Below are 22,234 nucleotides of genomic sequence, written 5' to 3' on the forward strand. Positions count from 1 at the left end.
GCGCCGAAGTTGGAATTGGAGTGGGGGCGCTCCCTACGCCGCCCCGCCCGCCCCACGCGCGCCGCCGGCGCCGGCCACGTGCGCTGGAAACCCCGCCGCGCGTTGGCCCCTGGGGCGGGGCGGCCGCTACGCCGCGGCCACCTCCAGCACCAGCCCGTCGTACCCCAGGCGGACGCCCGGCGGCAGCGAGGCGTCGGCCTCGACGTGCGTGACCGCGTGCGTCACGTGCGTGAGCCACGTCTCGCGCGCGCCGAGCGACTGGGCGAACGCGGCCGCCTCGGCAAACGAGAAGTGCGACGGGTGCCGCTCGGGCCGGAGCCCGTCGAGCACGAGCGTCTCGACACCCTCCAGGAGCGCCCGGCTCGACGGCGGCACGCCGTTCACGTCGGTAAGGTAGGCGAACGCCCCGATCCGAAACCCGAGCACCCGGAACCGCCCGTGGACCGCTGGCACGGGCACGACCTCGACGCGCGCCGCCGGCGCCTCGCGCGCCGACGCGACGAACGGGCCGTCGACCGGGTGGAGGTCGAGGACCGACGAGCCGGGGTACGTCCGGTCGAAGATGTACCGGAACATGTCGCGGAGCGAGTCCGCCGTCGAGGGCTGGGCAAAGACGGGGACCGGCGCCTTCGTCTCAAAAAAGAACGGGCGGAGGTCGTCCAGGCCGACGACGTGGTCGAAGTGCTCGTGCGTCACCAGGAGGGCGTCGACGGCCGAGACGCCCGCCCGGAGCGCCTGCTCGCGGAAGTCCGGCCCGGTGTCGATCTGGAGGTGGACGTCACCGGCGGCCGTGTGCGCCACGACGTGCGCCGACGTCCGGAGCCGCCGGTCGCGCGGGTCGTCCGACGTGCACACGGCGCACCGGCACCCGATGACTGGGACGCCCGTCGACGTCCCCGTCCCCAGCAGCGTCACCGTGAGCGCCGGCGCCGTCTCGGCCGGGCGCCCCTCCGCGGGCTCGCCTGCCGTCTCCGCCCCGCCCGAACTCGTCTTCTCCACCCCGCCCGCGCGGGGCGGGGCGGGAGACGGGTGCGCATCGGGCGGGGCGGGGCGGGGCGGCGTGCTCACGCGGCGTCCCCGTCCTCCACCCCGCCCGCGTCGGGTCCGCCCGCGTCGGGTCCGTCGGCGCGGCCGGCGTCGGCGGCGGCCCAGGCGTCGTCGAGCGCGGCGCGGACGGCGGGGCGGAGGTAGAGCCCGTCGTGGTCGCTCGCGCGGACCGCCTCGGCCAGCACGGCGACCTGCGCCTCGGGCGGCTGCGCCCGGTTCACGACCACCACCTCCTCGCCGTCGACCACGCACAGGCCGCCCCGGAACGGCCCCCGCTCGCGCCGCACGCGCACGCCGAGCTGCCCGAGGGCGTCTTCCAGCGCAGCGATGACGGCGGGGGGCTTCACGGGGGGAGGAATGCGGGATGGGGGAGGGATCGAGGGATGCGGGGAGGGGAGGGACGGGCGGCCCCTCTGCTTATCCCTTTATCCCCCACCCCTTCATCCCTCACGCCGCGTACTTCTTCAGGAGCGGCCGGCCCGACTTCTGGTCGCGGACGTCGAACGCGAGCGGGTCGACCGTCGGGTCGTCGTCGATCTGGAACGGGAGCCCGCGCAGGCTCAGCCGCCACCGCGTGAGCGGCGATGGGAACCCGCGGCGCAGGTACGCGCCCAGCAGCGGGTGCACGCGGACGACGATCGGGCGGCCCTGGTACTCCTCGGCGACCGACTGCCGGTAGCTCTCGAGCCACGTGCGGATGCGGCCGGCCAGCGCCTGCGGCGTGACCTCCTCGGGGGCGAGGGCGGGGCGGTCCGCCGAACGGTCTGCTGAGCGGTCGCTCCGCCCCGCCCCGCGCGCGGCCGTCTCGCGCGGGTCGCCGCGGAGGTCGTCGGGCTCGGGGACGTCGTCGACGAGCGGGGCTTCGGGCTCGGCCCGGCCGCCGACCTCGCCGATCTCGCCGGCCCCGGCCGCCGCCGCCGCGGCGGCTCCGGCGAGAGGCTCGCCGTCCTCGTCGGTGGTCCGCGTCGTGATCGACGGGCGGAGCCGCTGGCGCGTGATCTGGACGAGCCCGAAGTCGGACATGGGCAGCAGCTTCGTCACGGCCCGGTCCTTCTCGAACGCCTTTTTCAGCGCGTCGGTCACCTTCTTGCGGTCGCGGTCGTACCGGAGGTCGATAAAGTCGACCACGATGATGCCGCCGAGGTCGCGCAGCCGGAGCTGCTTGGCGACCTCGCGCGCGGCCTCGACGTTGACGTCGATAAGGTTCTGCTTCTGGCTCTTGCCCCGCCCCGCCCGGCCCGAGTTCACGTCGACCACGTGCATGGCCTCCGTCGTCTCGATGTAGAGGTAGCCGCCGCCCTTCATGTTGACGCGGCGCGAGAACGCCTCCTCGACCTGCTTCTCGATGCCGACCGACCGGAACGCCGAGGTCCGCCCCTTGTGGAGCTCGACCTTGTCGGCCATCTGCGGCGCCACGGCCTTGACGTAGGCCTTGACGTTGCGGTACACCTTCTCGTCGTCGACGAGGATGCGGTCGTAGTCGTCCGAGAACAGGTCGCGGATGACCGACGACACCATGTTCACGTCCTCGTAGAGGAGGACGGGCGGGGAGGGCTTCTCGTTGAGCTTGTTCTCCATCTTCCGCCACTTGTCGGTCAGCAGGCGGAGGTCCTGGTCGAGGCTCTTGGCGTCGCGGCCCTCGGCCACGGTCCGCACGATGACGCCGAACCCGTCGGGCTTGAGGCTCGACGCGAGCGTCCGGAGCCGCTTCCGCTCTTTCGCGCTCTCGATCTTTTTCGAGACGGCCACGTAGTCGGCCGCCGGGACGAGCACGAGGAAGCGCCCGGCCAGCGAGAGGTCGGTCGAGACGCGCGGCCCCTTCGTCGAGATGGGCTCCTTCGTGATCTTGACGATGATCGAGCCGTCGCGCCGGAGGAGGTCCTCGTTGGACGGGACCGCCCCGCCCTTCGAGGCCCCGCCCCGGCCGCCTTGGGACGAGCCGCCCCGCCCGCGGCCGCCCTGCGAGCGGCCGCCGCGCCCGTTCGACCGGCCGCCGCTGCGCGAGCGGTCGCCCCGCCCGCCGTTGGTCTCGTCACGGTCCTTCTGGTCCGGGTCGTCGGACGTGCGGCCCGTCGTCTCCGTGTCGGCGTCCGCCGAGCGGCCCCGGCGCCCGCGCGGCTCGGCCGCGCCCTGGTCGGACGACGACCCACGGCGGGACCGCCGCCGCGACGAGCTCTTGTCGTCTGCGCCGGCGTCGGCCGTGTCGGCGGCCCGGTCGGTCGCCTCCCCGCCCGCGTCGTCGCGCTGCGAGCGGCGCCGGGAGCGCCCGTCGCCGTCGCCCTTGGAGCGGGCGGGGCGGTCGTCGGACGTCGTGCCGGAGCCCGATGTCAGGTCGATGGACGACGGCAGCGTCTTTTTCGAGGACGCGCGCCCCGAGCGGCGCTTGGTCGGCGCGTCGTCGGCCTTCGGCTCGTCGTCCGCCTTCTTAGCGTCCGCCTTTGCGGTCTCGCCCGCGCCGGCGTCCGCAGCCTTTGGGGACGGGCGGGAGCGGCGGCCTCGCGGCGTGTCGTCCTGGCCCTTCTTCTTGTCCTGCTGAGCGTTGTCCTGGCCTTCGTCGCGTCGCGCCTCGGCGCCCTGCTCGGCGGCGTCGGTCGAGGCGCCACGGCCCCGACCGCCCCGCCCACGGCGGCTGCGACGGCGGCGGCGGCCGCCGGAGGAGCGCTCGTCGGCGTCGTCGGACGAGGAGGTGTCGGCGGGCTCGGCGCCCGCCGTCGAGTCGTCGGCGCCCTCATCGCGGGCGGGGCGGCGGCGCGAGCGGCGGGACGGCGAGGCGGGTTCCGCGGCCGGCTCCGCCCCGCCCGTGGTTTCCTGCTTCGTCTCCGCGGGCGTCTCCTCCCGCTTGTCGCCCCGCTTGCGGGAGCGTCGGCCGGCCGGCGCGTCGGCCGGTTCCGCCCCGCCCTCGTCGGGCGACGCGTCGGCCGCGCGCGGGCGGCGGCGGCGGGCTGAGGTGTCGGACGCGCTTTCGGAGCGGGGCTCGTCCTGGGAGCGGTCCGCTTTGGAGCGCTCCGGCTTGTCCTCCGGCGCCTCGCGGGTTTTCGCCGTCCGGCGCGGGCGGGGCGGCGAGCTCAGATCGATGACGCCGGGCAGGCTCCGGCGGCCGTCGCCGGACTCTTCCTGCTCTTCCTCCTCCTCGCGCCGGCCGCGTCCGCGACCCCGCCCGCGACCCCGCCCGCGTCCCCGGCGGCTCCGGGACGACCGGGTGCGCGACTCTTCGGCGGGCGTCTCGACTTCGAGCGTCTCCTCGACGTCGGGCTCCGACGCGTCCTCGGCGATCCGCTTGGCCGGGGCCAGCGCGAGGACCGGCTCGTCGAGTCCGGGGACGTCCTCGCCGGCGAGCGCCTGGAGCTGGGGGAAGTTGTCGGTGAGGTCGGAAAAGTGGAGGAAGCAGTCCTGCTTTTGTCCGACGTCGACGAAGGCGGCCCGGAGCGCGGGCATCACCTTCTGGACGCGTCCGAGGTAGATGTTGCCGATCGTGCGGACGTTGTCGGGGTTCTCGACGTAGAGCTCGACGAGTTCACCGTCCTCGACGATGGCGATCCGCGAGCGGTCTTTGCTCGCGTTGATGACGATTTGCTTTTTCAAGGGGTACAGGGGCGGGGCGCTCGGGCCTCCGGGGGCCGCCCGGCGCCGCAGCGCGGGGTCGGGCGGTCGGGGCGGCTCGCCGGCCGGCCGGCCGAGGGGCGGGCGGGCGGGGCGGGGCCGGAGCCCGCGCGGCGACGCGCACGGAAGGCCGCGCGTCCAGCCAGACGGCCAGGAGCGCGGCCCAACGGGCGAGCGTGCGGAGCGGGAGGGGCACCGAGTGCATGGGCGACGCGGTCGCGTCGGGGGGCGCCGAGAACCGGGGTCCTGCCGCGAAGGCGGGGGAGGCCGGGAGCTCGGCGTCGCAGAGGGGGGGCGGGGCGGGGCCGGAGCAAACAGACCAGTCAATCAGAGGGTCCGGACACACTCCTCGCGTGCGGCGAAAGTACGGCACAGCCGCACGGCCGCTCGCAGATCCGGCGCGAAGACCGCGGCGGGGGCGGCGTCTGTGGAATCCCGTGGGAATCACGGGCGGGGCGGCCGATGGGGCGGCCGGGGGCGAACCCGAAGCGCCCTGGGCGGGTAGGCTGATCTCACGCATCCCGTCTCACCGGCGGCCCGCCCCGCCGCCCCGCCCCACCCCTCCGATGGCAGAGCCTACGACCGCATCCACCTCCACCGACGCCGCCGGCAACGGGGCGCCCCAGAAGTCCCGCGGCCTCGAAGGCGTGACCGCGCTCGACACTGAGCTCTCGTTCATCGACGGCCAGAAGGGCGAGCTCCTGTACCGGGGCTACACGATCGAGGACCTGGCCCAGAACGCCTCGTTCGAAGAGACGGCCTACCTCCTGTGGAAGGGCGAGCTCCCGACGCAGAGCCAGCTCGACGACCTCAACGGCCAGCTCCGCGAGGCCCGGCAGGTCCACCCCGACCTGCTCGACCACCTCCGGCACCACACGCCGAAGGGCGCCAACCCGATGGCCGCCATGCGGACGGCGCTGTCCATGCTCTCGGCCTACGACGACGAGGCCGACGTCATGGAGCCCGAGGCCAACTACCGCAAGGCGGTCCGCCTGACGGCCAAGCTCCCCACGCTCGTCGCGGCGTTCGACCGCATCCGCAAGGGGAAGGACGTGATCGCGCCCACGGGCGAGGGCTCGACGGCCCACGACTTCCTCTACCAGCTCAACGGCGAGGCGCCCGGCCCGGCCGCCGAGGAGATCATGGACGCCGCCCTCGTGCTCCACGCCGAGCACGGCCTGAACGCGTCGACGTTCACGGCCCGCGTGATCGGGTCGACGCTGGCCGACATGTACTCGGCCGTCGTCGGCGCGGTGGGCGCGCTGAAGGGGCCGCTCCACGGCGGCGCCAACATCGAGGTGATGAAGACGCTCCTCGAGCTCGACGAGTCCGGCGAGACAGCCCAGGAGTTCGTCGACCGCAAGATCGAGAACAAGGAGAAGATCATGGGCATCGGCCACCGGGTCTACAAGACGCTCGACCCGCGCGCCACGATTCTCCGCAACCTGCTCTCCGGCCTGTCCGAGGAAAAGGGCGACACGCGGTGGCTCGAGATGTCGGACACGATCCGCTCGACGGTCAAGGAGCGGAAGGGGCTCGACGCCAACGTTGATTTCTACTCGGCCAGCGTGTACTACCTGCTCGGCATCGAGGCCGACCTCTACACGCCGATCTTCGCCATGAGCCGCATGACGGGGTGGACGGCCCACCTCCTCGAGCAGTGGCAGGACAACCGCCTCATCCGCCCCCGCGCCGAGTACGTCGGCGCGCGCGGCAAGACGGTGACGCCGGTCGGCGACCGCGGCTAGCCGCCCCGCCCGAGCGGCCTCCTGCTCCGACGGCGCTCTACGGGGGCGCGGCCTTCGGGTCGCGCCCCCGCATCGTTGTTGAGGTCGCGGGCGGGGCGGCCCTCACGACCGTCAGCCGCGCCGGAGGTCGAGCGCTTCCGAGACCACGAACCGGGCGCTGTGCGCGGCCCAGCGGGCGCGGCCGAGACTCCGCCGCAGGAGCGAGGGCGGGGCGGCCGGCGGGAGCCGCTCGACGGCGAAGATGCTCCCGGCCTCCCGGTCCGAGATCACGCGCCATCGGTCGGGGCGCGCGAGGAGGAACCGGCGCACGGCGCGGGCCTTCTGGTCGGCCCCGTGGAAGCCCGGGTAGTCGTGGACGGCCACCACCCCGCCCCCCACGACGTGGGGCGTCCACAGCCGGAGGTCGGAGAGCAGCCCGCGCGCGCTGTGGTCGGCGTCGATCCACAAGAGCTCGATGGGGCCGGACCAGCCGTGCGCGACGGTCGAAGAGCGCGCCTGCGTCTGGACGACCCAATCGGTGAGGCCGGTGGCCGCCAGATGCTCCGCGAGGCGCGGGTGCTCCACGAGGTCGACCGTGTGGACGGGCCGGCCGTCGGGGCGGGACCGCTGCGCGTGCGCCAGGGCGATCGTCGACTTGCCCGCGTGCGTCCCCAGCTCGACGACGGCCCCACGCCCCTGGAGCCCGGCCGACAGGTCGTGGAGAAATCGGGGCTGCGGCGGCGCGCACATCCGCTCCGGAATGCGCTCGATGTAGGCGAGGACCTCGTCCAACGTGTCCAGGGCGGGGCGGGATGGGTGAGGCGGCAAGGTAGAGCGCCCGGTGCGGCGCGAGCGGCGCCGGCCGTCGGGGGGAGCGTGTGCAAAGAGGGCACGAGGCGCCGGTGGCGACGTACTTTGGGCGACCGCCCGGGCGTAACTTTCACTCCAGAGTGAAACCTCGCTGTCTGCCGGGCGGTAGCCCTTTTCCACCCCCAGGCCCCACGCCGCCATGGCCGTCGCCGCCGACACCGTCCGCGAGTACACCCCGAAGACCGTCCAGCGCTACCGCGTCCGCGTGGGCATGCTCGCGTGGATGCTCCACCGCCTGACGGGGCTCGCGCTCGTGGGCTACCTCGTGGTCCACGTGTGGGGGCTCAAGGCGGTCACGAACCCCGACGCCTACAACGCGCTCATCACGAGCTACCACGCGCCCATCTTCAAGGTGGGCGAGTTCCTGCTCCTGGGCGCCGTGATCTACCACGCGCTCAACGGGCTCCGCATCGTGCTCATCGACTTTATGGGGTGGAGCCCGAACCAGCAGAAGCTGTTCTGGACGCTCGGCGCCGTTGCCGCCGTGCTCTTCGCCATCGGCGGGTACCCGTCGATCGCCGCGCTCGTCGACTGGTTCAGCAGCTAAGGACCGCCCGGTCTACCCCACCCCGCCCTCGCCATGGCAACGTCTTACGGCCGCACGGCCCGCTCCAGCGCCCTTCAGTGGTTCACCCACCGGATCACGGGCACGTTCCTCATCTTCCTGCTGATCACCCACTTCTGGGTTCAGCACTACGACCGCACGACGGCGTCCATCTCGCACTCGGTCGTGACGGCCGAGGACGCCGAGGCCGGCGTGCTCCCGCTCTACAGCGAGGAGGCCGCCGAGGCCGTCCGCGCCGCCCGCCTCCGCGACGGCGTGCGCACGGTCGAGACGCCGCGCGTGGTGCCGGCCCAGGACAGCGAGATCGTGGGCGGGGCGCCCGGGCCGACGCACCCGCCGGGCGAGGCCAGCGTGACGCCGTACGACGTCCTCATGCTCCGCCTCGCCGATCCGGTGTATTCCGTGCTCTGGAAGGGGTTCAACCTCTTGTTCCTGCTCTTCGCGCTGCACCACGGGTTCTACGGGCTCAACAATGTCCTCACCGACTACATCCGCAACGACCTCGCCCGCGTCGGCGCGACGGCCTTGTCGTGGACGCTCGCGCTCGTCCTGCTCCTGGTCGGCTCGTACTCCGTCATCGTCGCCGGCTTGTAGACAGAGGGGTGGAGGGATGGGGCATGGAGGGATGAGCAGAACGCGCATTCCTCATCCCTCTCGCATCCCTCTCCATCCCACATCCCTCCACTCCCATGACTCTCTCCCACGACATCGTTATCGTCGGCGCCGGCGGGGCCGGCCTCATGGCCGCGCTCTACGCGAGCGAGGGCGGGGCGGACGTCGCCGTCGTCTCGAAGCTCCACCCGCTCCGCAGCCACACGGGCGCGGCCCAGGGCGGGATCGGCGCGGCGCTCGGCAACGAGGAGGAGGACCACTGGCTGTGGCACGCCTTCGACACGACGAAGGGCTCGGACTACCTGGGCGACCAGGACGCGATCGAGCAGATGTGCAAGGACGCCCCGCGCACGATCATCGAGCTCGAGCACTACGGCGTGGCGTTCTCGCGGACCCGCGAGGGCAAGATCGCGCAGCGCCGGTTCGGCGGGCACACGCGCAACTTCGGTGAGGCCCCGGTCCGGCGCGCGTGCTACGCGGCCGACCGGACGGGCCACATGATCCTGCACACGCTCTACGAGCAGTGCGTCAAGAACAAGGTCACGTTCTACGACGAGTACCAGGTCCTCGACCTCATCACGGCCGAAGACGGCGAGGCCGTCGCGGGCTGCGTCGCCTACGAGATCCTGACCGGCGAGGTCCACACGTTCGAGGCGTCCATCACGTGCTTCGCGACGGGCGGCTACGGCCGGGCCTTTAAGACGACCTCGAACGCGCATGCCGGGACCGGCGACGGGTTCGCGCTCGCGCTCCGGGCTGGCCTTCCGCTGGAGGACATGGAGTTTATCCAGTTCCATCCGACGGGCCTCTACCGCCTGGGCATCCTCATCACCGAGGGCGCGCGCGGCGAGGGCGGCATCCTGCGCAACTCCGAGGGCGAGCGCTTTATGGAGCGCTACGCGCCGACGGTGAAGGACCTCGCGCCGCGCGACATGGTCTCGCAGTGCATCTACAAGGAGATCCGCGAGGGGCGGGGCGTGAACGGCAAGGACCACGTCGTGCTCGACATGACGGGCGTGGGCTCGGACGTGCTGGAGCACAAGCTGCCTGAGATCTCGACCTTTAGCCGCGTCTACCTCGGCATCGACCCGGTCAAGCAGCCGATCCCGGTCGCCCCGACGTGCCACTACGCGATGGGCGGGATCCCGACGAACGCCGACGGCCAGGTCGTAAAGTCCTCCAGCCGCGACGATAAGGTGGAGGGGTTCTACGCGGTCGGCGAGTGCGCCTGCGTGAGCGTCCACGGGGCCAACCGGCTCGGGACGAACTCGCTCCTCGACCTCGTCGTGTTCGGGCGCCGGACAGGCATGGCGATGGCCAAGCAGATCCGCCAGGAGGGGAACGCGCGGCTCCCGCTCGGCGACAAGCCGGAGGCCCGGACGCGCGAGATGCTGGACTCGATCCTGAGCCGGCCCGTCGACGCCGGCGAAAAGGCTGTCGTCGTCCGCACGGACCTCCAGGAGACCATGATGAAGAACGTCTCGGTCTATCGGACCGACGACACTCTGCAGGACGCGCTCGGCGACCTCCAGTCGCTCCGCGAGCGGGCCGCCCACGTCACGTGCGACGACAAGGGCAAGCGGTTCAACACCGACCTCATGGACGCCGTCGAGGTCCAGTTCATGGTCGACTACGCCGAGGCGATTACGGTCTCGGCGCGAAACCGGACCGAGAGCCGCGGCGCCCACCTCCGCGAGGACTACTCGGAGCGGAACGACGACGAGTGGCTCAAGCACACGCTGTTCTGGAGCGACCAGAAGGGCGGGGTGGAGATCGGCTACAAGGACGTCGTGATCACCCAGTTCCAGCCGAAGGAGCGGAAATACTAAAGGAGGGATGGAGAGGGATAGGGGATGGGGGACGAGCAGAACGCCGTCCCGCCCCGCCCGCACTTCTCCACCCCGCACCCCTCGACCTCTCATCCCATGACCGACGATCCCACACCCGTCACCGAGCCCATCGAAGACCGCGTCGAGGAGGCCGAAAAGTCGCCCTCGAACACCCCGCGCCGCCGTGCGGGCGGGGCGGCGCCGACGATGACGCTGACCGTCAAGGTCAAGCGGTTCAACCCGGAGACCGACGAGCGCCCGCACTTCGACGCGTTCCAGGTCCCGGCCGAGGCCATGGACCGGGCGCTCGACCTGCTCCACTACGTCAAGTGGCACCTCGACGGGACGCTCACATTCCGCAAGAGCTGCGCCCACGGCATCTGCGGGTCGGACGCCATGAAGATCAACGGCGAGAACCAACTCGCCTGCTCGATCCTCGTCCAGGACCTCGGCCTGAAGGACGGCGACACGGTCACGTTCGAGCCGCTGCCGGCGGCGCCGGTGATCAAGGACCTGGTGGTCGACCAGTCGCGATTTTTCGACAAGTACCGGGCGGTCATGCCGTGGCTCATCAACGACGAGGCGACGCCGGTCAAGGAGCGGATCCAGAGCCCCGAGCAGCACGCGGTGATCGAGGACGCGACCAAGTGCATCATGTGCGGGGCGTGCACGCACTCGTGCCCCTCGACCTGGGCCGACCCGGACTACCTCGGCCCGGCGGCCATGCTCAAGGCGTACCGCTACGTGTTCGACAGCCGCGACACGGAGCCCGAGGAGCGCCTGAAGGTGGTCGACTCGAAGGACGGCCTGTGGAAGTGCTACACGATCTTCAACTGCGTCCAGGCGTGCCCCAAGGGCATCGACATCACGCGGTGGCTGAGCGCGCTCAAGCGGAAGTCGGTCACGACGCGGTACTAGCAGGGGAAACGGGGGCGGGGAAAGAGGAAACGAGCAGCCGCCCCGCCCCGTCTGAGAGGCTGTTAGGTAGCCTGCTTCGAGTCTCCTCCCCCCAGCGGGGGAGGCCGGGGACCGTCAGGCCGGCGCAGCCAGGGGGGACCCGTGTCGGCCGCCCCGCCCTCGGCGGTCGCTCCGACGTCTGTCCCCCTCCCGGCCCTTTGGGTCCGGCCCTCCCCCGGTGGGGGAGGGAGAACCTCTACCGAACAGTCTCTGACAGCCCCGCCCGGTGAGGGCGGGGTGGCGTGCCCGTGCCGGCCGCCCCGCCCGCGCTCGGCCGGAGGCTCTGCAACCTACGGACCTCCCGCTCATGGCCCGTCTGGTGCGAGGGCGCTGGGCGGGGCGGCCCGACGGTGGCACGGCCTTCGCAGGCGTCGTAGGCTCCCGGTCTCCTGCCCGCCCCGCCCGTGTCGTCCCGCCGCTCCATCGGCCGCCCCGCCAAGCGCTGGGCGCCCGCTCGCCGATCGTGGAACCCGCTCGTGCGGTGGGCGCAGGCCGTCCGTGACCCGGAGGCGGGGTGGGGGCGCCGGCTGATGGCGGCCGTGGGCGGGGCGGTGGGGTTCGCGCTCGCGCTCGCGCTCGTCGGCGCGCTCGCGTTCGCGGGCTACGCGTGGCGGCTCGCGGAGAGCACGCCCGACGCCTACGCGCTGGCCCGGGCCACGCGGTCCCAGCCGACGGTGGTCCTCGACGTACGCGGGAAGCGGCTGACGCAGTTCGAGCCCGACTTCCGCGAGTGGGTGCCGCTCGACTCCATCCCGCTCCACCTCGTCGACGCCCTGCTGGCCACCGAGGACCGCCGGTTCTACGCCCACGGCGGCGTCGACGTCCGGCGGGCGGCGGCGGCCGTGTGGAACACGGCGAGGGGGCGCCGCGAGGGCGGCTCGACGGTCACGCAGCAGCTGGCGCGGAACCTGTTCCCCGAGGAGATCGGGAGCGAGGGGACGGTCCGCCGGAAGACGATGGAGATGTTGGCGGCCCGCGCCATCGAGCGCGACCACACCAAACGCGAGATCCTGGAGGCCTACCTCAACACGGTCCCGTTCCTGTACAACGCGACCGGCGTCGAGCTCGCCGCGCGGACCTACTTCGGCGCGCACGCCCCCGACCTGACGGTCCCGCAGGCGGCCACGCTCGTGGCCATGCTGAAGGGGCCGGACGCCTACAACCCGGTCCGCCGCCCCGAGGCGGCCAAAAAGCGCCGCGACCTCGTGCTCCGGCTCATGGCCGACACCGGCGCGCTCTCCCGCGCCGACGCCGCGCGCTACCAGGCCGCCCCGCTCGGCGTCGAGCTCGCGCCGCAGCCGTCGACCTACAGCGCCGCGCCGCACTTTACGGCCGCCGTCCGCGCCGCGCTCGACGCGTGGGCCGTCCCGCGCGGGTACGACGTCGACCGAGACGGGCTCGTCGTGTGGACGACGCTGGACCTGGGCCTCCAGCGCGAGGCCGAGGCCGCCGTCGCCGAGCGCGCCCAGCGGCTCCAGCGGACGGCCGACGCCCAGTGGCGGCGCGGGCCGCCCCGCCGCGCCCTCGACGCCGCGCTCCGGCGGACCGACGCCTACGCCCGGCTCCGCGACGGCGGCGCGTCCGAGGCCGACGCGCTCGCCGACCGCGCGCTCGTCGACTCGGTGGGCGGGGCGGTCCGCCGCGTCGAGGCCGCGCTCGTGGCGCTCGTCCCCGAGACCGGCGCCGTCCGCGCCTATGTGGGCAGCCGCGACTTTGCCGTCGACGAGTACGACCACGCCGGCGTCGCGCGGCGCCAGCCGGGCTCGACGTTCAAGGCGTTCGTGTTCGCGAGCGCGCTCCAGCGCGGCTACGCCCCCGACGATGAGATCGAGGGCGGGGCGGCGACCGTCGAGTTGGACGACGGGACCGAGTGGACGCCGACCGGCGGCGTCAGCGCCGGCACGCTCGAAGACGCCCTGGCCTACTCGAAGAACGCGGCGACGGCCCGGCTCACGCAGGAGGTCGGCCCGCACCGGGTCGCGCTCGTGGCCCAGCAGATGGGGGTCGAGAGCCCGCTCGACGTGGTCCCGTCGATCGGCCTGGGCACGAGCCCGGTCACGCTGCTCGAAATGGTGAGCGCCTACGGGACGGCCGCCAACGAGGGCCTCCGCCGCGCGCCCCTGCTCATCACGCGCGTCGAGACGGCGTCGGGCCAGGTGCTCGACACGTTCGGCGGGACCGGCGCGCAGGTGCTCACGCGCCGCGACGCCCGCAACCTCGTCCAGATGCTGCGCGCGGCCGTCGACCGGGGGACCGGCCGCGACCTCCGCCGGCTGGGCGCGACCGGCGACCTGGCCGGCAAGACCGGGACCACGCAGCGCTACGCCGACGGCTGGTTTATCGCGCTCCGCCCCGGCCTCGCCGTCGGCGCCTGGGTCGGGTTCAACGACCCGCGCGTCACGTTCCGCTCCAAGGCGACCGGCGAGGGGTCGAAGACGGCGCTGCCCGTCGTCGCCGGCTTCCTCTCGCGCGTGCAGGACCGGCTCCCGCCGGCCACGCTCCCCGCCCCGCCCGAGACGTTCGACTTCGCCTTCGGCGCGGACTCGCTGACCACGGGCGACCCCTGGGGCGGCGGCTCGTGGGAGGACGACCCGTGGGGCGACGGCGCCTACGGGGCGGGGTGGGACGTCGACCGGCCGCTCCGCGGCGACAGTCTGGACATCGAGCGGCCCGAGCAGGACCGCCCCGCGCTCGGGTCGGGCCGCCCCGCCCGCGACGCCGGGTGGAGCGGGGCGGCCGACCGCGGCCGCATCGGGCCGCCGGACCCGCGGGGCCAGCCACCGCCCCGCCTACGCGGGCCAGGCGCGCCGCGCGCGCCCGAGGCGCCGCGCGAGCCGGCCGGGGCCGCCCCGCCCCGGACTGCCCCGCCCCGGGAGCCCGCGCCCGTGACGAACCCCAACAACCGGGGTGGCCGGACAGCCGAGGAGATGATCCGCGACGCCCGCGACGGCGGGGCGGACGACGGGTGACGGACGGGGTGGTCGGACGGTGGGCGACGAGTGAAGAGTGACGGGCGGGGCGGCTGGTGCTGTGCCAGGGGTCTCGTGAGGAGTGGGTTCGCCGAGCCGGGGCGCGTGATTCGTGATGCGTGAGGTCGCTCTGGGGCACCCTCACGCATCACGAATCACGTGTCGATCCCGAAGCCGCTGGCCCGATCTGGCCTGACGCAGCACAGGGCGGACCCAGAGGGCGGGGCGGCCGGAGGGAACGGCGCAGCCTCTGGACCCTTCACCCATCACTCATCACCCGTTACTCGCCATGCCTCGCGTCCTGCTGTTTACCGGAAAGGGCGGGGTGGGGAAGACGACCTGCGCCGCGGCCACGGCCCTCGCCTGCGCCAAGCAGGGGAAGCGCACGCTCGTCCTCTCGACCGACCCCGCCCACTCGCTCGCCGACGCCGTCGACCGCCCGCTCGGGCCGGAGCCCCAGGAGATCGCCCCGCGCCTGGACGCGATGGAGGTCGACATGTACTACTCGATGCGGAAGTACTGGGGCAACATGCGCGAGCTGGTCCGCGCCGTGCTCCGGTTCCAGGGCGCCGACGCGATCGCGGCCGAGGAGCTCGCCGCGCTCCCGGGCATGGGCGAGGGCTCGGCGCTGCTCTGGCTCGACCAGTTCTACCGCTCGGGCGACTACGACGTGATCGTGCTCGACGCCGCCCCGACCGGCGAGACGCTCACGCTCCTCACGCTCCCCCAAGTCACGCAGTGGTGGCTCCAGAAGGCGTTCCCGCTGCAGAAGACGGCCATCAAGACCGTCGGGTTCGCCGTCCGCAAGACGACCGGGATCCCGCTGGACCGCGGCTACGAGGAGCTCGACGCCCTGTTCGGGAAGCTGGGCGAGGTCCAGGAGGTCCTGCAAGACCCGCAGGTGACGAGCGCGCGCCTGGTCATGAACCCCGAGCGCATGGTGATCCAGGAGGCCAAGCGCGCCTACACCTACCTCCAGCTCTACGGCTACGGCGTCGACGCGGCGATCGTGAACCGCGTGGTGCCCGAGGACGAGGCAGGCGGCGTGATGGCAAAGTACGTCGAGGCCCAGGCGGGCTACTTGAGGGAGATCGAGGAGACGTTCGCCCCGCTCCCGGTCCTGCGCGTGCCGCACCTGGGCCAGGAGGTGTTCGGGCTCGACCTCCTGGAGCAGATCGGCGCCGGCCTCTACGCCGATCGCGACCCGGCCGCCGTCTACCACGCCGAGCCGTCCTACACGGTCGAGAACGAGGGCGACGCCTACACCGTCTCGATCAAGGTCCCCTACGCCGACGACGCCGACGTCGAGGCCGAGCAGTTCGGCGACGACCTCGTGGTCCAGGTCCGCAACCAGCGCCGGAACGTGACGCTCCCGGCGTTCCTGGCCTACTACCGGCTCGCGAGCGCCGGCGTCGACGGCGGCTGGCTCCGCGCGCGGTTCGTGCCCGAGCCGTAAGGCGCGGGCGGTGCAACGCCGGTCGCCCCGCCCGCGCCGTCAGGAACGCCCTGGGCGGGGCGGCGGCGGCGGCCGAGGCGAACAGCGCGGGCGGGGCGGCGTACCCACACGACACTCCCGCCCCGCCCGTGTCGCTCGTCCTCGTCGCCAACCGCGCCCCGATCCGCCCGACGTCGACGGGGTGGGCGCCCGCGTTGGGCGGGCTCGCGTCGGCGCTCCTCCCCGTGCTCGAGGCCCAGGGCGGGGCGTGGGTGGCCATGCAGGAGCCCGACGAGCGGACCCCGCTGTTCCAGCGCTACCCCGACGACGACCCGCGGTTCACGGTCCGCCGCGTGCCGCTCGAGGAGCCCGAATACGCCGCGTTCTACCAGGGCATGGCCAACCGCGTGCTGTGGCCGCTGGCCCACTACCTCGTCGAGCACGTCGAGCCCGAGCGCACGTTCCGCGACGCCTACCGCGCGGTCAACCGCCGGTTCGCGCACGCCGCCCTCGACGTGGCCCGCGAGCAGGGCGGGGCGGTCCAGTTCTGGATCCAGGACTACCACATGATGCTGGTCCCCGAGATGATCCGCGGAGCGCTCGCGGGCGCCCAGGTCGGCTTTTTCTGGCACGTCCCGTGGCCGGCGTCCGAGGTGTTCCGCATCGTGCCGTCGGCGACGGCGCTCCTGAAGGGTTTGCTGGGGTCGGACCTGATCGGGTTCCACACCGAGGGCTACGCCGAGAACTTCCGCGAGTCGGCGCGCGACCTGCTGGGGGCCGAGATCGACCCGGAGGGCGTGCACTGGCAGGGCCGCCACGTCCGCGTCGAGGCGCACCCGATCGGGATCGACGTCGAGCGGTTCGTGGGGTTCGGGGAACGGCCCGAGACGCAGGCGCAGGCCGAGGCGCTCGTCGAGGAGCTGGGCGACGTCCAGATCGTGCTCGGCGTCGACCGGCTGGACTACACGAAGGGGCTCCTGCTGCGGATGGAGGCGTTTGAGCGGTTCCTCGAGCTCTACCCCGAGATGCACGGGCGCGTCACGCTGCTCCAGGTCGCGACGCCGTCGCGGACGGGCGTGCCGGCCTACGACCGGCTCCGCCGCGACATGGACGAGATCACGGGGCGGATCAACGGGCGGTTCGCGCAGGGCGCGTGGGCGCCGGTCCGCTACCGCTACCGCTCGTTCACGCAGGAGGAGCTGGCCGTCCTCTACCGCGCGGCCGACGTCGCGTTTGTGACCCCGCTCCGCGACGGGATGAACCTCGTGGCCCACGAGTTCGCCGCCGTCAGCGAGCGGGGCGCGCTCGTGCTCTCCGAGCTCACGGGCGCGGCCGACTACCTCGACGGCGCCGTGTTCGTCAACCCGTACGACGCCGAGGGCATGGCCCGGTCGCTCCGCGAGGCGCTCGACCTGCCGGAGGACGACCGCCGCCGCCGGCTGGCCAGCCTCCGCGCGGCCGTCGAGCGGCTGGACGTCCACGTCTGGGCCGACCGCTTCCTGACCTCGCTCGACGGCCGCCCCGCCCCGCCCGCAGACGGCGAGGGCGGGGCGGAGCCCGAGGGCGCCGAGGCCGTCGCCGACCCCGCCTGAGAGGCTGTTTGGTAACCAACCCTGACTCTCCTCCCCTCAGCGGGGGGAGGTCGGGAGGGGGGATGTGGAGTGGCCGCCCCGCCCGCGTGCTGGGGCGGGGTGGTGGGGCGATACCCTTGCTGCCGTCGCCGCCGCGGCGTTGTACCGCCCCGCCGCCCCGGCGTCGTACAGTCTCGTCGCTGCAAGCCCGGCGTTGCATGCAACGCCGCTACAACGGCCGCCCCGCCCATGGAAAAGGCGGGGCGGGGTGGGCATCTTCCGCCTTCCGCCTTCCGCCTTCCGCCTTCCGCCTTCCGCCTTTCCGATGCCGCCCGTCCCGCCCCGCCCGCTGCTCTTTCTCGACTACGACGGGACGCTCGCGCCCATCGTGGACGACCCGGCCGCGGCCGTCCCGCACCCGGACGTGCCGGATTTGCTGGCCCGCCTGGTCGACGCCCACCCCGTCGTCGTGATCACGGGCCGAGACCTGGCTGCGCTGGGGCGGCTCCTGGGCGGGGCGGGCGGCCCGCGCGTCCGCGCGGTCGGGCTCCACGGCGTCGAGACGGGGTGGAGCGACGGGACCGTCGAGGAGCGGGCGACCGAGGCGCACGGCGAGGCGCTCGACCGGCTCCGCGCGGCCGTCCCCGACGCCCAGGGCGTGGTCGTTGAGGACAAGGGCGCCGCGTTCGCCGTCCACTACCGGGCGGCGGCGGACCCCGACGCGGCCCGCGCCGCGCTGGAGGCGTGGGCCGAGACCGTGCCGGACGGGCTCACGCCGATCTGGGGCAAGCGCGTCGTCGAGCTCCGCCCGGCCGGCGTCTCGAAGGGAACGGCCGTCGCCGCGCTCGCCGCCGAGCACCCGGACCGGACGCCGGTCTACCTCGGCGACGACGTGACGGACGAGGACGCCTTCCGCGCGCTCCAGGCGCTCCGCCAGCCCGCTGTGACGGTCAAGGTGGGCGAGGGCGAGACGGTCGCCGGCCACCGCCTGCCGGACGTCGACGCCGTCGTCGCCTACCTGCGGGCGTTCCTGTAAGGGCGGGATCAGGGCGGGGCGGCCCTGCCCGCAGACCGCCCCGCCCGCGCGTACGTCCGTTGCTGCGCTCTCCTGGGCAGGGCGGTGGGTGCGCGCTCGCCGGCCGCCCCGCCCCGGTACGAGCGGGACGGTTGTAAGGAAGCGCCGGAACCGTTTCGCGGCCCGCCCCGGCCCGCGCTCCGGTGCGACCTTGCACCGGCTCAGGACGTCTACGCGCCCCGCCCTCAGGCTCCCGCCCGCTCCGCCGGGCGGGGCGGCGGACGTGCCGCACGACGGCGGAAGCCCGCCACTGGCGCCCGGCACGGGCCTTGCCGGCCGACCGGCTCCCGACCCGCTCACACCGCCCCCTCCCCGTCGTCCCATGGCCTCTTCCAACGGCTCCGCCCCGCCCGGCTACCTCCCCATCGAGGACTACGGCCTGATCGGCAACATGCGGACGGCCGCGCTCGTCGGCAACAACGGGTCGATCGACTGGCTCTGCCTGCCCCACTTCGACAGCCCGAGCGTGTTCGGGGCCGTCCTGGACGCCGAGCGGGGCGGGCGCTTCCACGTCGAGGTCGAGGGCGACCTCACGGGGCGCCAGACGTACCTCCCCGACTCGAACGTGCTCGTCACGCGGTACACCGACGAGAACGGGGCCGCCGAGGTCGTCGACTACATGCCCGTCGGCGACATCGGGCCGGACGCCGGGTACCACCGGCTGATCCGCCACGTCCGCGTGCTCCGCGGGCGCGTCCGCGTCCGGGTCCGCGTGGCGCCGGCGTTCGACTACGGGCGGGCGCCGCACACGGTCGAGCTGACGAGCGAGGGGGCCGTGTTCTCGGCGCCGTCGGGCGGGCCGGACGGCGGCCCCATCCGGCTCGGGCTCTCGACCGTCCGCGCGCTCCACGTCGACGACTCGGACCCCGAGCGGCCGGCGGTCGTGCGCGAGTTCGAGCTCGAACGGGGCGACCGCGTCACGCTCGAGCTCCGCTACCTCGACCCGCTGGGGACGCTCGAGGAGCCGCTCTCGCGCGAGCACGAGTACGCCCTGTTCCGCAAGACGACCGACTTCTGGCGCGACTGGCTCCGCGGCTGCACCTACACCGGGCGGTGGCGCGAGACGGTCCGCCGGAGCGCGCTCCTGCTCAAGCTGCTCACGTTCGAGCCGACGGGCGCCATCATCGCCGCGCCCACGACGTCGCTGCCGGAGCACATCGGCGGCGGCCGGAACTGGGACTACCGCTACTCCTGGATCCGCGACTCGGCGTTCTCGCTCTACGGCCTCCTGCGGATCGGGTTCACGACCGAGGCCCGCCAGTTTATCGGGTGGCTCCGCGAGCGGTGCGAGGCCGGCATGGTCGACGATCCGAACGGGCCGCTCCAGATCGTCTACGGGGTCGACGGGCGCCGGACGCTGACCGAGTTCGAGCTCCCGCACCTCGACGGCTACATGGGCTCGAAGCCGGTCCGCGTGGGGAACGGGGCGGCCGGCCAGCTCCAGCTCGACATCTACGGCGAGTTGTTGGACTCGGTGTACCTCTACGACAAGTACGGGACGCCGATCGCGTGGGAGTTCTGGCAGGACATCTGCAAGTACGTCGACTGGGTGTGCGCCAACTGGGAGCGCCCGGACGAGGGCATTTGGGAGGTCCGCGGCGAGAAAGAGCACTTCGTGTACTCGAAGCTCATGTGCTGGGTGGCGCTCGACCGCGCGCTCCGGCTGGCCGACAAGCGGAGCCTCCCCGCCCCGCGCGCGCGGTGGACGGCCACGCGCGACGCGATCTACCGGGCCATCATGGAGAAGGGCTGGAGTGAGGAGCGCGGCGCGTTCGTGCAGGCGTTCGGGAGCGACGCGCTCGACGCCTCGAACCTGCTCATGCCGCTCGTCTTCTTTACCGGCCCCAACGACCCCCGCATGATCTCGACGCTGGAGCAGACGCTGAAGGCCCCCGAGGAGGGCGGGCTGACCTCGGACTGCCTCGTGTGGCGCTACAACACGACCGAGGTCGACGACGGCGTGGGCGGCGACGAGGGCGCGTTCAACATGTGCTCGTTCTGGCTCGTCGAGGCGCTCGCGCGGGCGGGGCGGGTCGAGCCGGCCTACCTCGAAAAGGCCAGGGTCATGTTCGAGAAGATGCTGGGCTACTCGAACCACCTCGGCCTGTTCTCCGAGATGACCGGGCTCCGGGGCCAGGCGCTGGGCAACTTCCCGCAGGCGTTCTCGCACCTCGGCCTGATCTCGGCGGCCTACAACATCGACCGGGCCATCGACGCTGGCGGCAACCGCCGGCGCTCGAACCAGACGCCGGAGGCGCCGGAGCAGGCGGCGACGTCGAGCGCGCAGCGGCTCCACCCCGGCGCCGCGCCGGCCTCGCAGCCCGGGCCGACGGGCTAGCCGCCCCGCCCCGGGCGGGCGGCCCCCAAACGCAGACCGCCCCGCCCACGGAGCGCGGGCGGGGCGGCCGGAGTCCAGACCGGGGGGCGGGACTACATCGTCGTGCCGTCCTGGGCCGGGGCCTCGCCCTCGATCGGGGCGACGAGGGCCTCGTCGGTCATCGGCTCCGTGGTCATCTCGGCCTCGGGGACGACGAGCGTGTCGGCCGCGAGCGGCTCGGCGATGAGGGCGGGCTCCTCGACGACGGGGGCGTCGGTGGCGGGCGTGACGGCCTCGACGGCCTCGTTCTCGGCGCAGCCGGCGAGCGGGAGGCCGACGACGGCCAGGGCGACGAGCAGGGTCTTCTTCATCGGGGGGAGGGTGCGCCCGGGGGCGCGCGTAGGGTGATGGCCCCGCACGCCGGCTCGGCCTGCAGGGCGCGCGAAGGTAGATCCCTGGGGGCGCCTTTCTCCAAGCGTTCGGACCGTGAAATGATGGTGGGCCGCCCCGCCCCCGCAGAGTCCGGCGCCCGCCCCGCCCGCTGTGAAATCCCGGCTTCCCGCCCCGCCCGCGCGGGCGGGGCGGTTTCTTGGGCCGCCCCGACCGCCCGCTCCGTGACCGCCCTCGACGACCTTCTCGACCTTCTCGACCTCGAACGGATCGAGGACCGCATCTTCCGCGGCCGGAACCGGCCGCTCGCCAGCCCCCGCGTGTTCGGCGGCCAGGTGCTGGCCCAGGCGCTCGTCGCCGCCGACCGAACCGTCAACGGCGGCGAGGGCGGGGCGGGGCGGCCGTGCCACTCGCTCCACGCCTACTTCGTCCTCCCCGGCGACGTCGAGGCCCCCATCGTCTACGAGGTCGAGGCGCTCCGCGACGGCGGCTCGTTCTCGACGCGGCGCGTGACGGCCGTCCAGCACGGGCGGCCCATCTTTAACGCCTCGCTCTCGTTCCACCGCGCCGAGCCCGGGCTCGACCACCAGGACGACCTGGGCCGCAGCGTGGACGGCCCCGACGGGCTCCCCAGCGAGCGCGACCTCGTCGAGTCGCTGGGCGACCGGGTGCCCGAGCCGCTGCGGACCGTGCTCACGCGCGACCGGCCCTTCGACTACCGGCCGGTCGACCCCGCCGACCCGCTCCGCCCCGACCCCCGCCCGGGCACGGCCGACATGTGGATCCAGGCGTCGGGGCCGCTCCCCGACGACCCGGCCGTCCACCAGGCGCTGCTGGCCTACGCGAGCGACTGGGGCCTGCTGGGGACGGCGCTGCTCCCGCACGGGCGGAGCGTGTTCGACGGGTCGATCCAGGCGGCGTCGCTGGACCACGCCATCTGGTTCCACCGCCCGTTCCGCGCCGACGGCTGGCTCCTCTACGCCATCGACTCGCCGACGGCGGCCGGCGCCCGCGGGTTCACGCGCGGCGCCGTCTACGACGCCGAGGGCCGGCTCGTGGCCAGCGCGGTCCAGGAGGGGCTGGTGCGCCCCGTCGACCCGAGCCAGGCGCGGTAGGACCGCCCCGCCCGTGCCCGAGCGGGAGGAGCCGGCGCCGCCGGCCGCCCCGCCCGAGCACGCGCCGCCGCCCCGCTCGGGCGGGGCGGTATGCCTCCGGCTGCACCGTCAGGGCGCCGGAAGGCCGCAGCGGGCGGGGCGGTGTCACGCGGCCT

General features: G+C 73.6%; 16 protein-coding genes. 11 read left to right on the top strand and 5 right to left on the bottom strand.

Going from position 1 to position 22,234, the window contains the following annotated elements:
- Positions 1-126: 126 nt before the first annotated feature.
- From RQM47_RS05005 to RQM47_RS05015, 3 genes are all read right to left on the bottom strand, one after another.
- Positions 127-1,068 carry an MBL fold metallo-hydrolase gene (locus RQM47_RS05005; protein ID WP_311662647.1) on the bottom strand — a complete coding sequence of 314 codons (942 nt, stop codon included), beginning with the start codon at positions 1,066-1,068 and terminating at the stop codon, positions 127-129.
- The gene (locus RQM47_RS05010; protein WP_311662646.1) at positions 1,065-1,394 is read right to left on the bottom strand and encodes a hypothetical protein; all 330 of its coding nucleotides are present in this window, start codon (positions 1,392-1,394) and stop codon (positions 1,065-1,067) included. The genes RQM47_RS05005 and RQM47_RS05010 overlap by 4 nt, the downstream gene beginning before the upstream one ends.
- 100 nt (positions 1,395-1,494) lie before the next feature.
- Positions 1,495-4,629, bottom strand: a complete 3,135-nt coding sequence (locus tag RQM47_RS05015) for an Rne/Rng family ribonuclease (RefSeq protein WP_311662645.1) — start codon at positions 4,627-4,629, stop codon at positions 1,495-1,497.
- Positions 4,630-5,213: 584 nt separating this feature from the next.
- Between RQM47_RS05015 and RQM47_RS05020 the strand changes: the two genes are divergently transcribed.
- Complete coding sequence (locus RQM47_RS05020; RefSeq protein WP_311662644.1) at positions 5,214-6,395, top strand: citrate/2-methylcitrate synthase; 1,182 nt, start codon at positions 5,214-5,216, stop codon at positions 6,393-6,395.
- A 111-nt stretch (positions 6,396-6,506) separates the two neighbouring features.
- Here RQM47_RS05020 and RQM47_RS05025 read toward each other — a convergent pair whose 3' ends face one another.
- Positions 6,507-7,166: a class I SAM-dependent methyltransferase gene (locus RQM47_RS05025; RefSeq protein ID WP_314007670.1), complete on the bottom strand. Its 660-nt coding sequence runs from the start codon at positions 7,164-7,166 to the stop codon at positions 6,507-6,509.
- Positions 7,167-7,383: 217 nt separating this feature from the next.
- On the opposite strand from RQM47_RS05025, the gene sdhC reads away from it, so the two are divergent.
- The 9 genes from sdhC to RQM47_RS05070 all read left to right on the top strand — a co-directional run bounded on the left by sdhC (position 7,384) and on the right by RQM47_RS05070 (position 20,595).
- Positions 7,384-7,791 carry a succinate dehydrogenase, cytochrome b556 subunit gene (gene sdhC, locus RQM47_RS05030; RefSeq protein WP_314007672.1) on the top strand — a complete coding sequence of 136 codons (408 nt, stop codon included), beginning with the start codon at positions 7,384-7,386 and terminating at the stop codon, positions 7,789-7,791.
- Between the two features lie 33 nt (positions 7,792-7,824).
- A complete protein-coding gene (locus tag RQM47_RS05035) occupies positions 7,825-8,403 on the top strand; it encodes a succinate dehydrogenase (RefSeq protein ID WP_311662641.1) in 579 nt (192 codons plus the stop codon).
- Between the two features lie 95 nt (positions 8,404-8,498).
- Entirely contained in the window at positions 8,499-10,250 is a 1,752-nt protein-coding gene (gene sdhA, locus RQM47_RS05040) for a succinate dehydrogenase flavoprotein subunit (protein ID WP_311662640.1), read from the top strand.
- A 207-nt stretch (positions 10,251-10,457) separates the two neighbouring features.
- Positions 10,458-11,168 (top strand): succinate dehydrogenase iron-sulfur subunit, encoded by a 711-nt coding sequence (locus RQM47_RS05045; RefSeq protein ID WP_349256300.1) that lies wholly within the window; start codon positions 10,458-10,460, stop codon positions 11,166-11,168.
- Between the two features lie 443 nt (positions 11,169-11,611).
- Complete coding sequence (locus RQM47_RS05050; RefSeq protein ID WP_314007674.1) at positions 11,612-14,176, top strand: transglycosylase domain-containing protein; 2,565 nt, start codon at positions 11,612-11,614, stop codon at positions 14,174-14,176.
- 289 nt (positions 14,177-14,465) lie between these two features.
- A complete protein-coding gene (locus tag RQM47_RS05055) occupies positions 14,466-15,632 on the top strand; it encodes an ArsA family ATPase (protein ID WP_311662637.1) in 1,167 nt (388 codons plus the stop codon).
- A 128-nt stretch (positions 15,633-15,760) separates the two neighbouring features.
- A complete protein-coding gene (locus RQM47_RS05060; protein WP_311662636.1) occupies positions 15,761-17,203 on the top strand; it encodes a trehalose-6-phosphate synthase in 1,443 nt (480 codons plus the stop codon).
- Between the two features lie 304 nt (positions 17,204-17,507).
- Positions 17,508-18,218 carry a trehalose-phosphatase gene (gene otsB, locus RQM47_RS05065; RefSeq protein WP_311662635.1) on the top strand — a complete coding sequence of 237 codons (711 nt, stop codon included), beginning with the start codon at positions 17,508-17,510 and terminating at the stop codon, positions 18,216-18,218.
- A gap of 361 nt (positions 18,219-18,579) precedes the next feature.
- Positions 18,580-20,595, top strand: a complete 2,016-nt coding sequence (locus tag RQM47_RS05070; RefSeq protein ID WP_311662634.1) for a glycoside hydrolase family 15 protein — start codon at positions 18,580-18,582, stop codon at positions 20,593-20,595.
- Positions 20,596-20,687: 92 nt separating this feature from the next.
- Here the strand turns inward: RQM47_RS05070 and RQM47_RS05075 are convergent, their stop codons facing one another.
- A complete protein-coding gene (locus RQM47_RS05075; RefSeq protein WP_314007677.1) occupies positions 20,688-20,945 on the bottom strand; it encodes a hypothetical protein in 258 nt (85 codons plus the stop codon).
- Positions 20,946-21,188: 243 nt separating this feature from the next.
- On the opposite strand from RQM47_RS05075, the gene RQM47_RS05080 reads away from it, so the two are divergent.
- Complete coding sequence (locus RQM47_RS05080) at positions 21,189-22,079, top strand: acyl-CoA thioesterase II (protein ID WP_314007679.1); 891 nt, start codon at positions 21,189-21,191, stop codon at positions 22,077-22,079.
- The last annotated feature ends 155 nt before the right edge of the window (positions 22,080-22,234 follow it).

Origin of the sequence: Rubrivirga sp. S365, assembly GCF_032248475.1 — a bacterium.
GTDB lineage: Bacteria > Bacteroidota > Rhodothermia > Rhodothermales > Rubricoccaceae > Rubrivirga > Rubrivirga litoralis.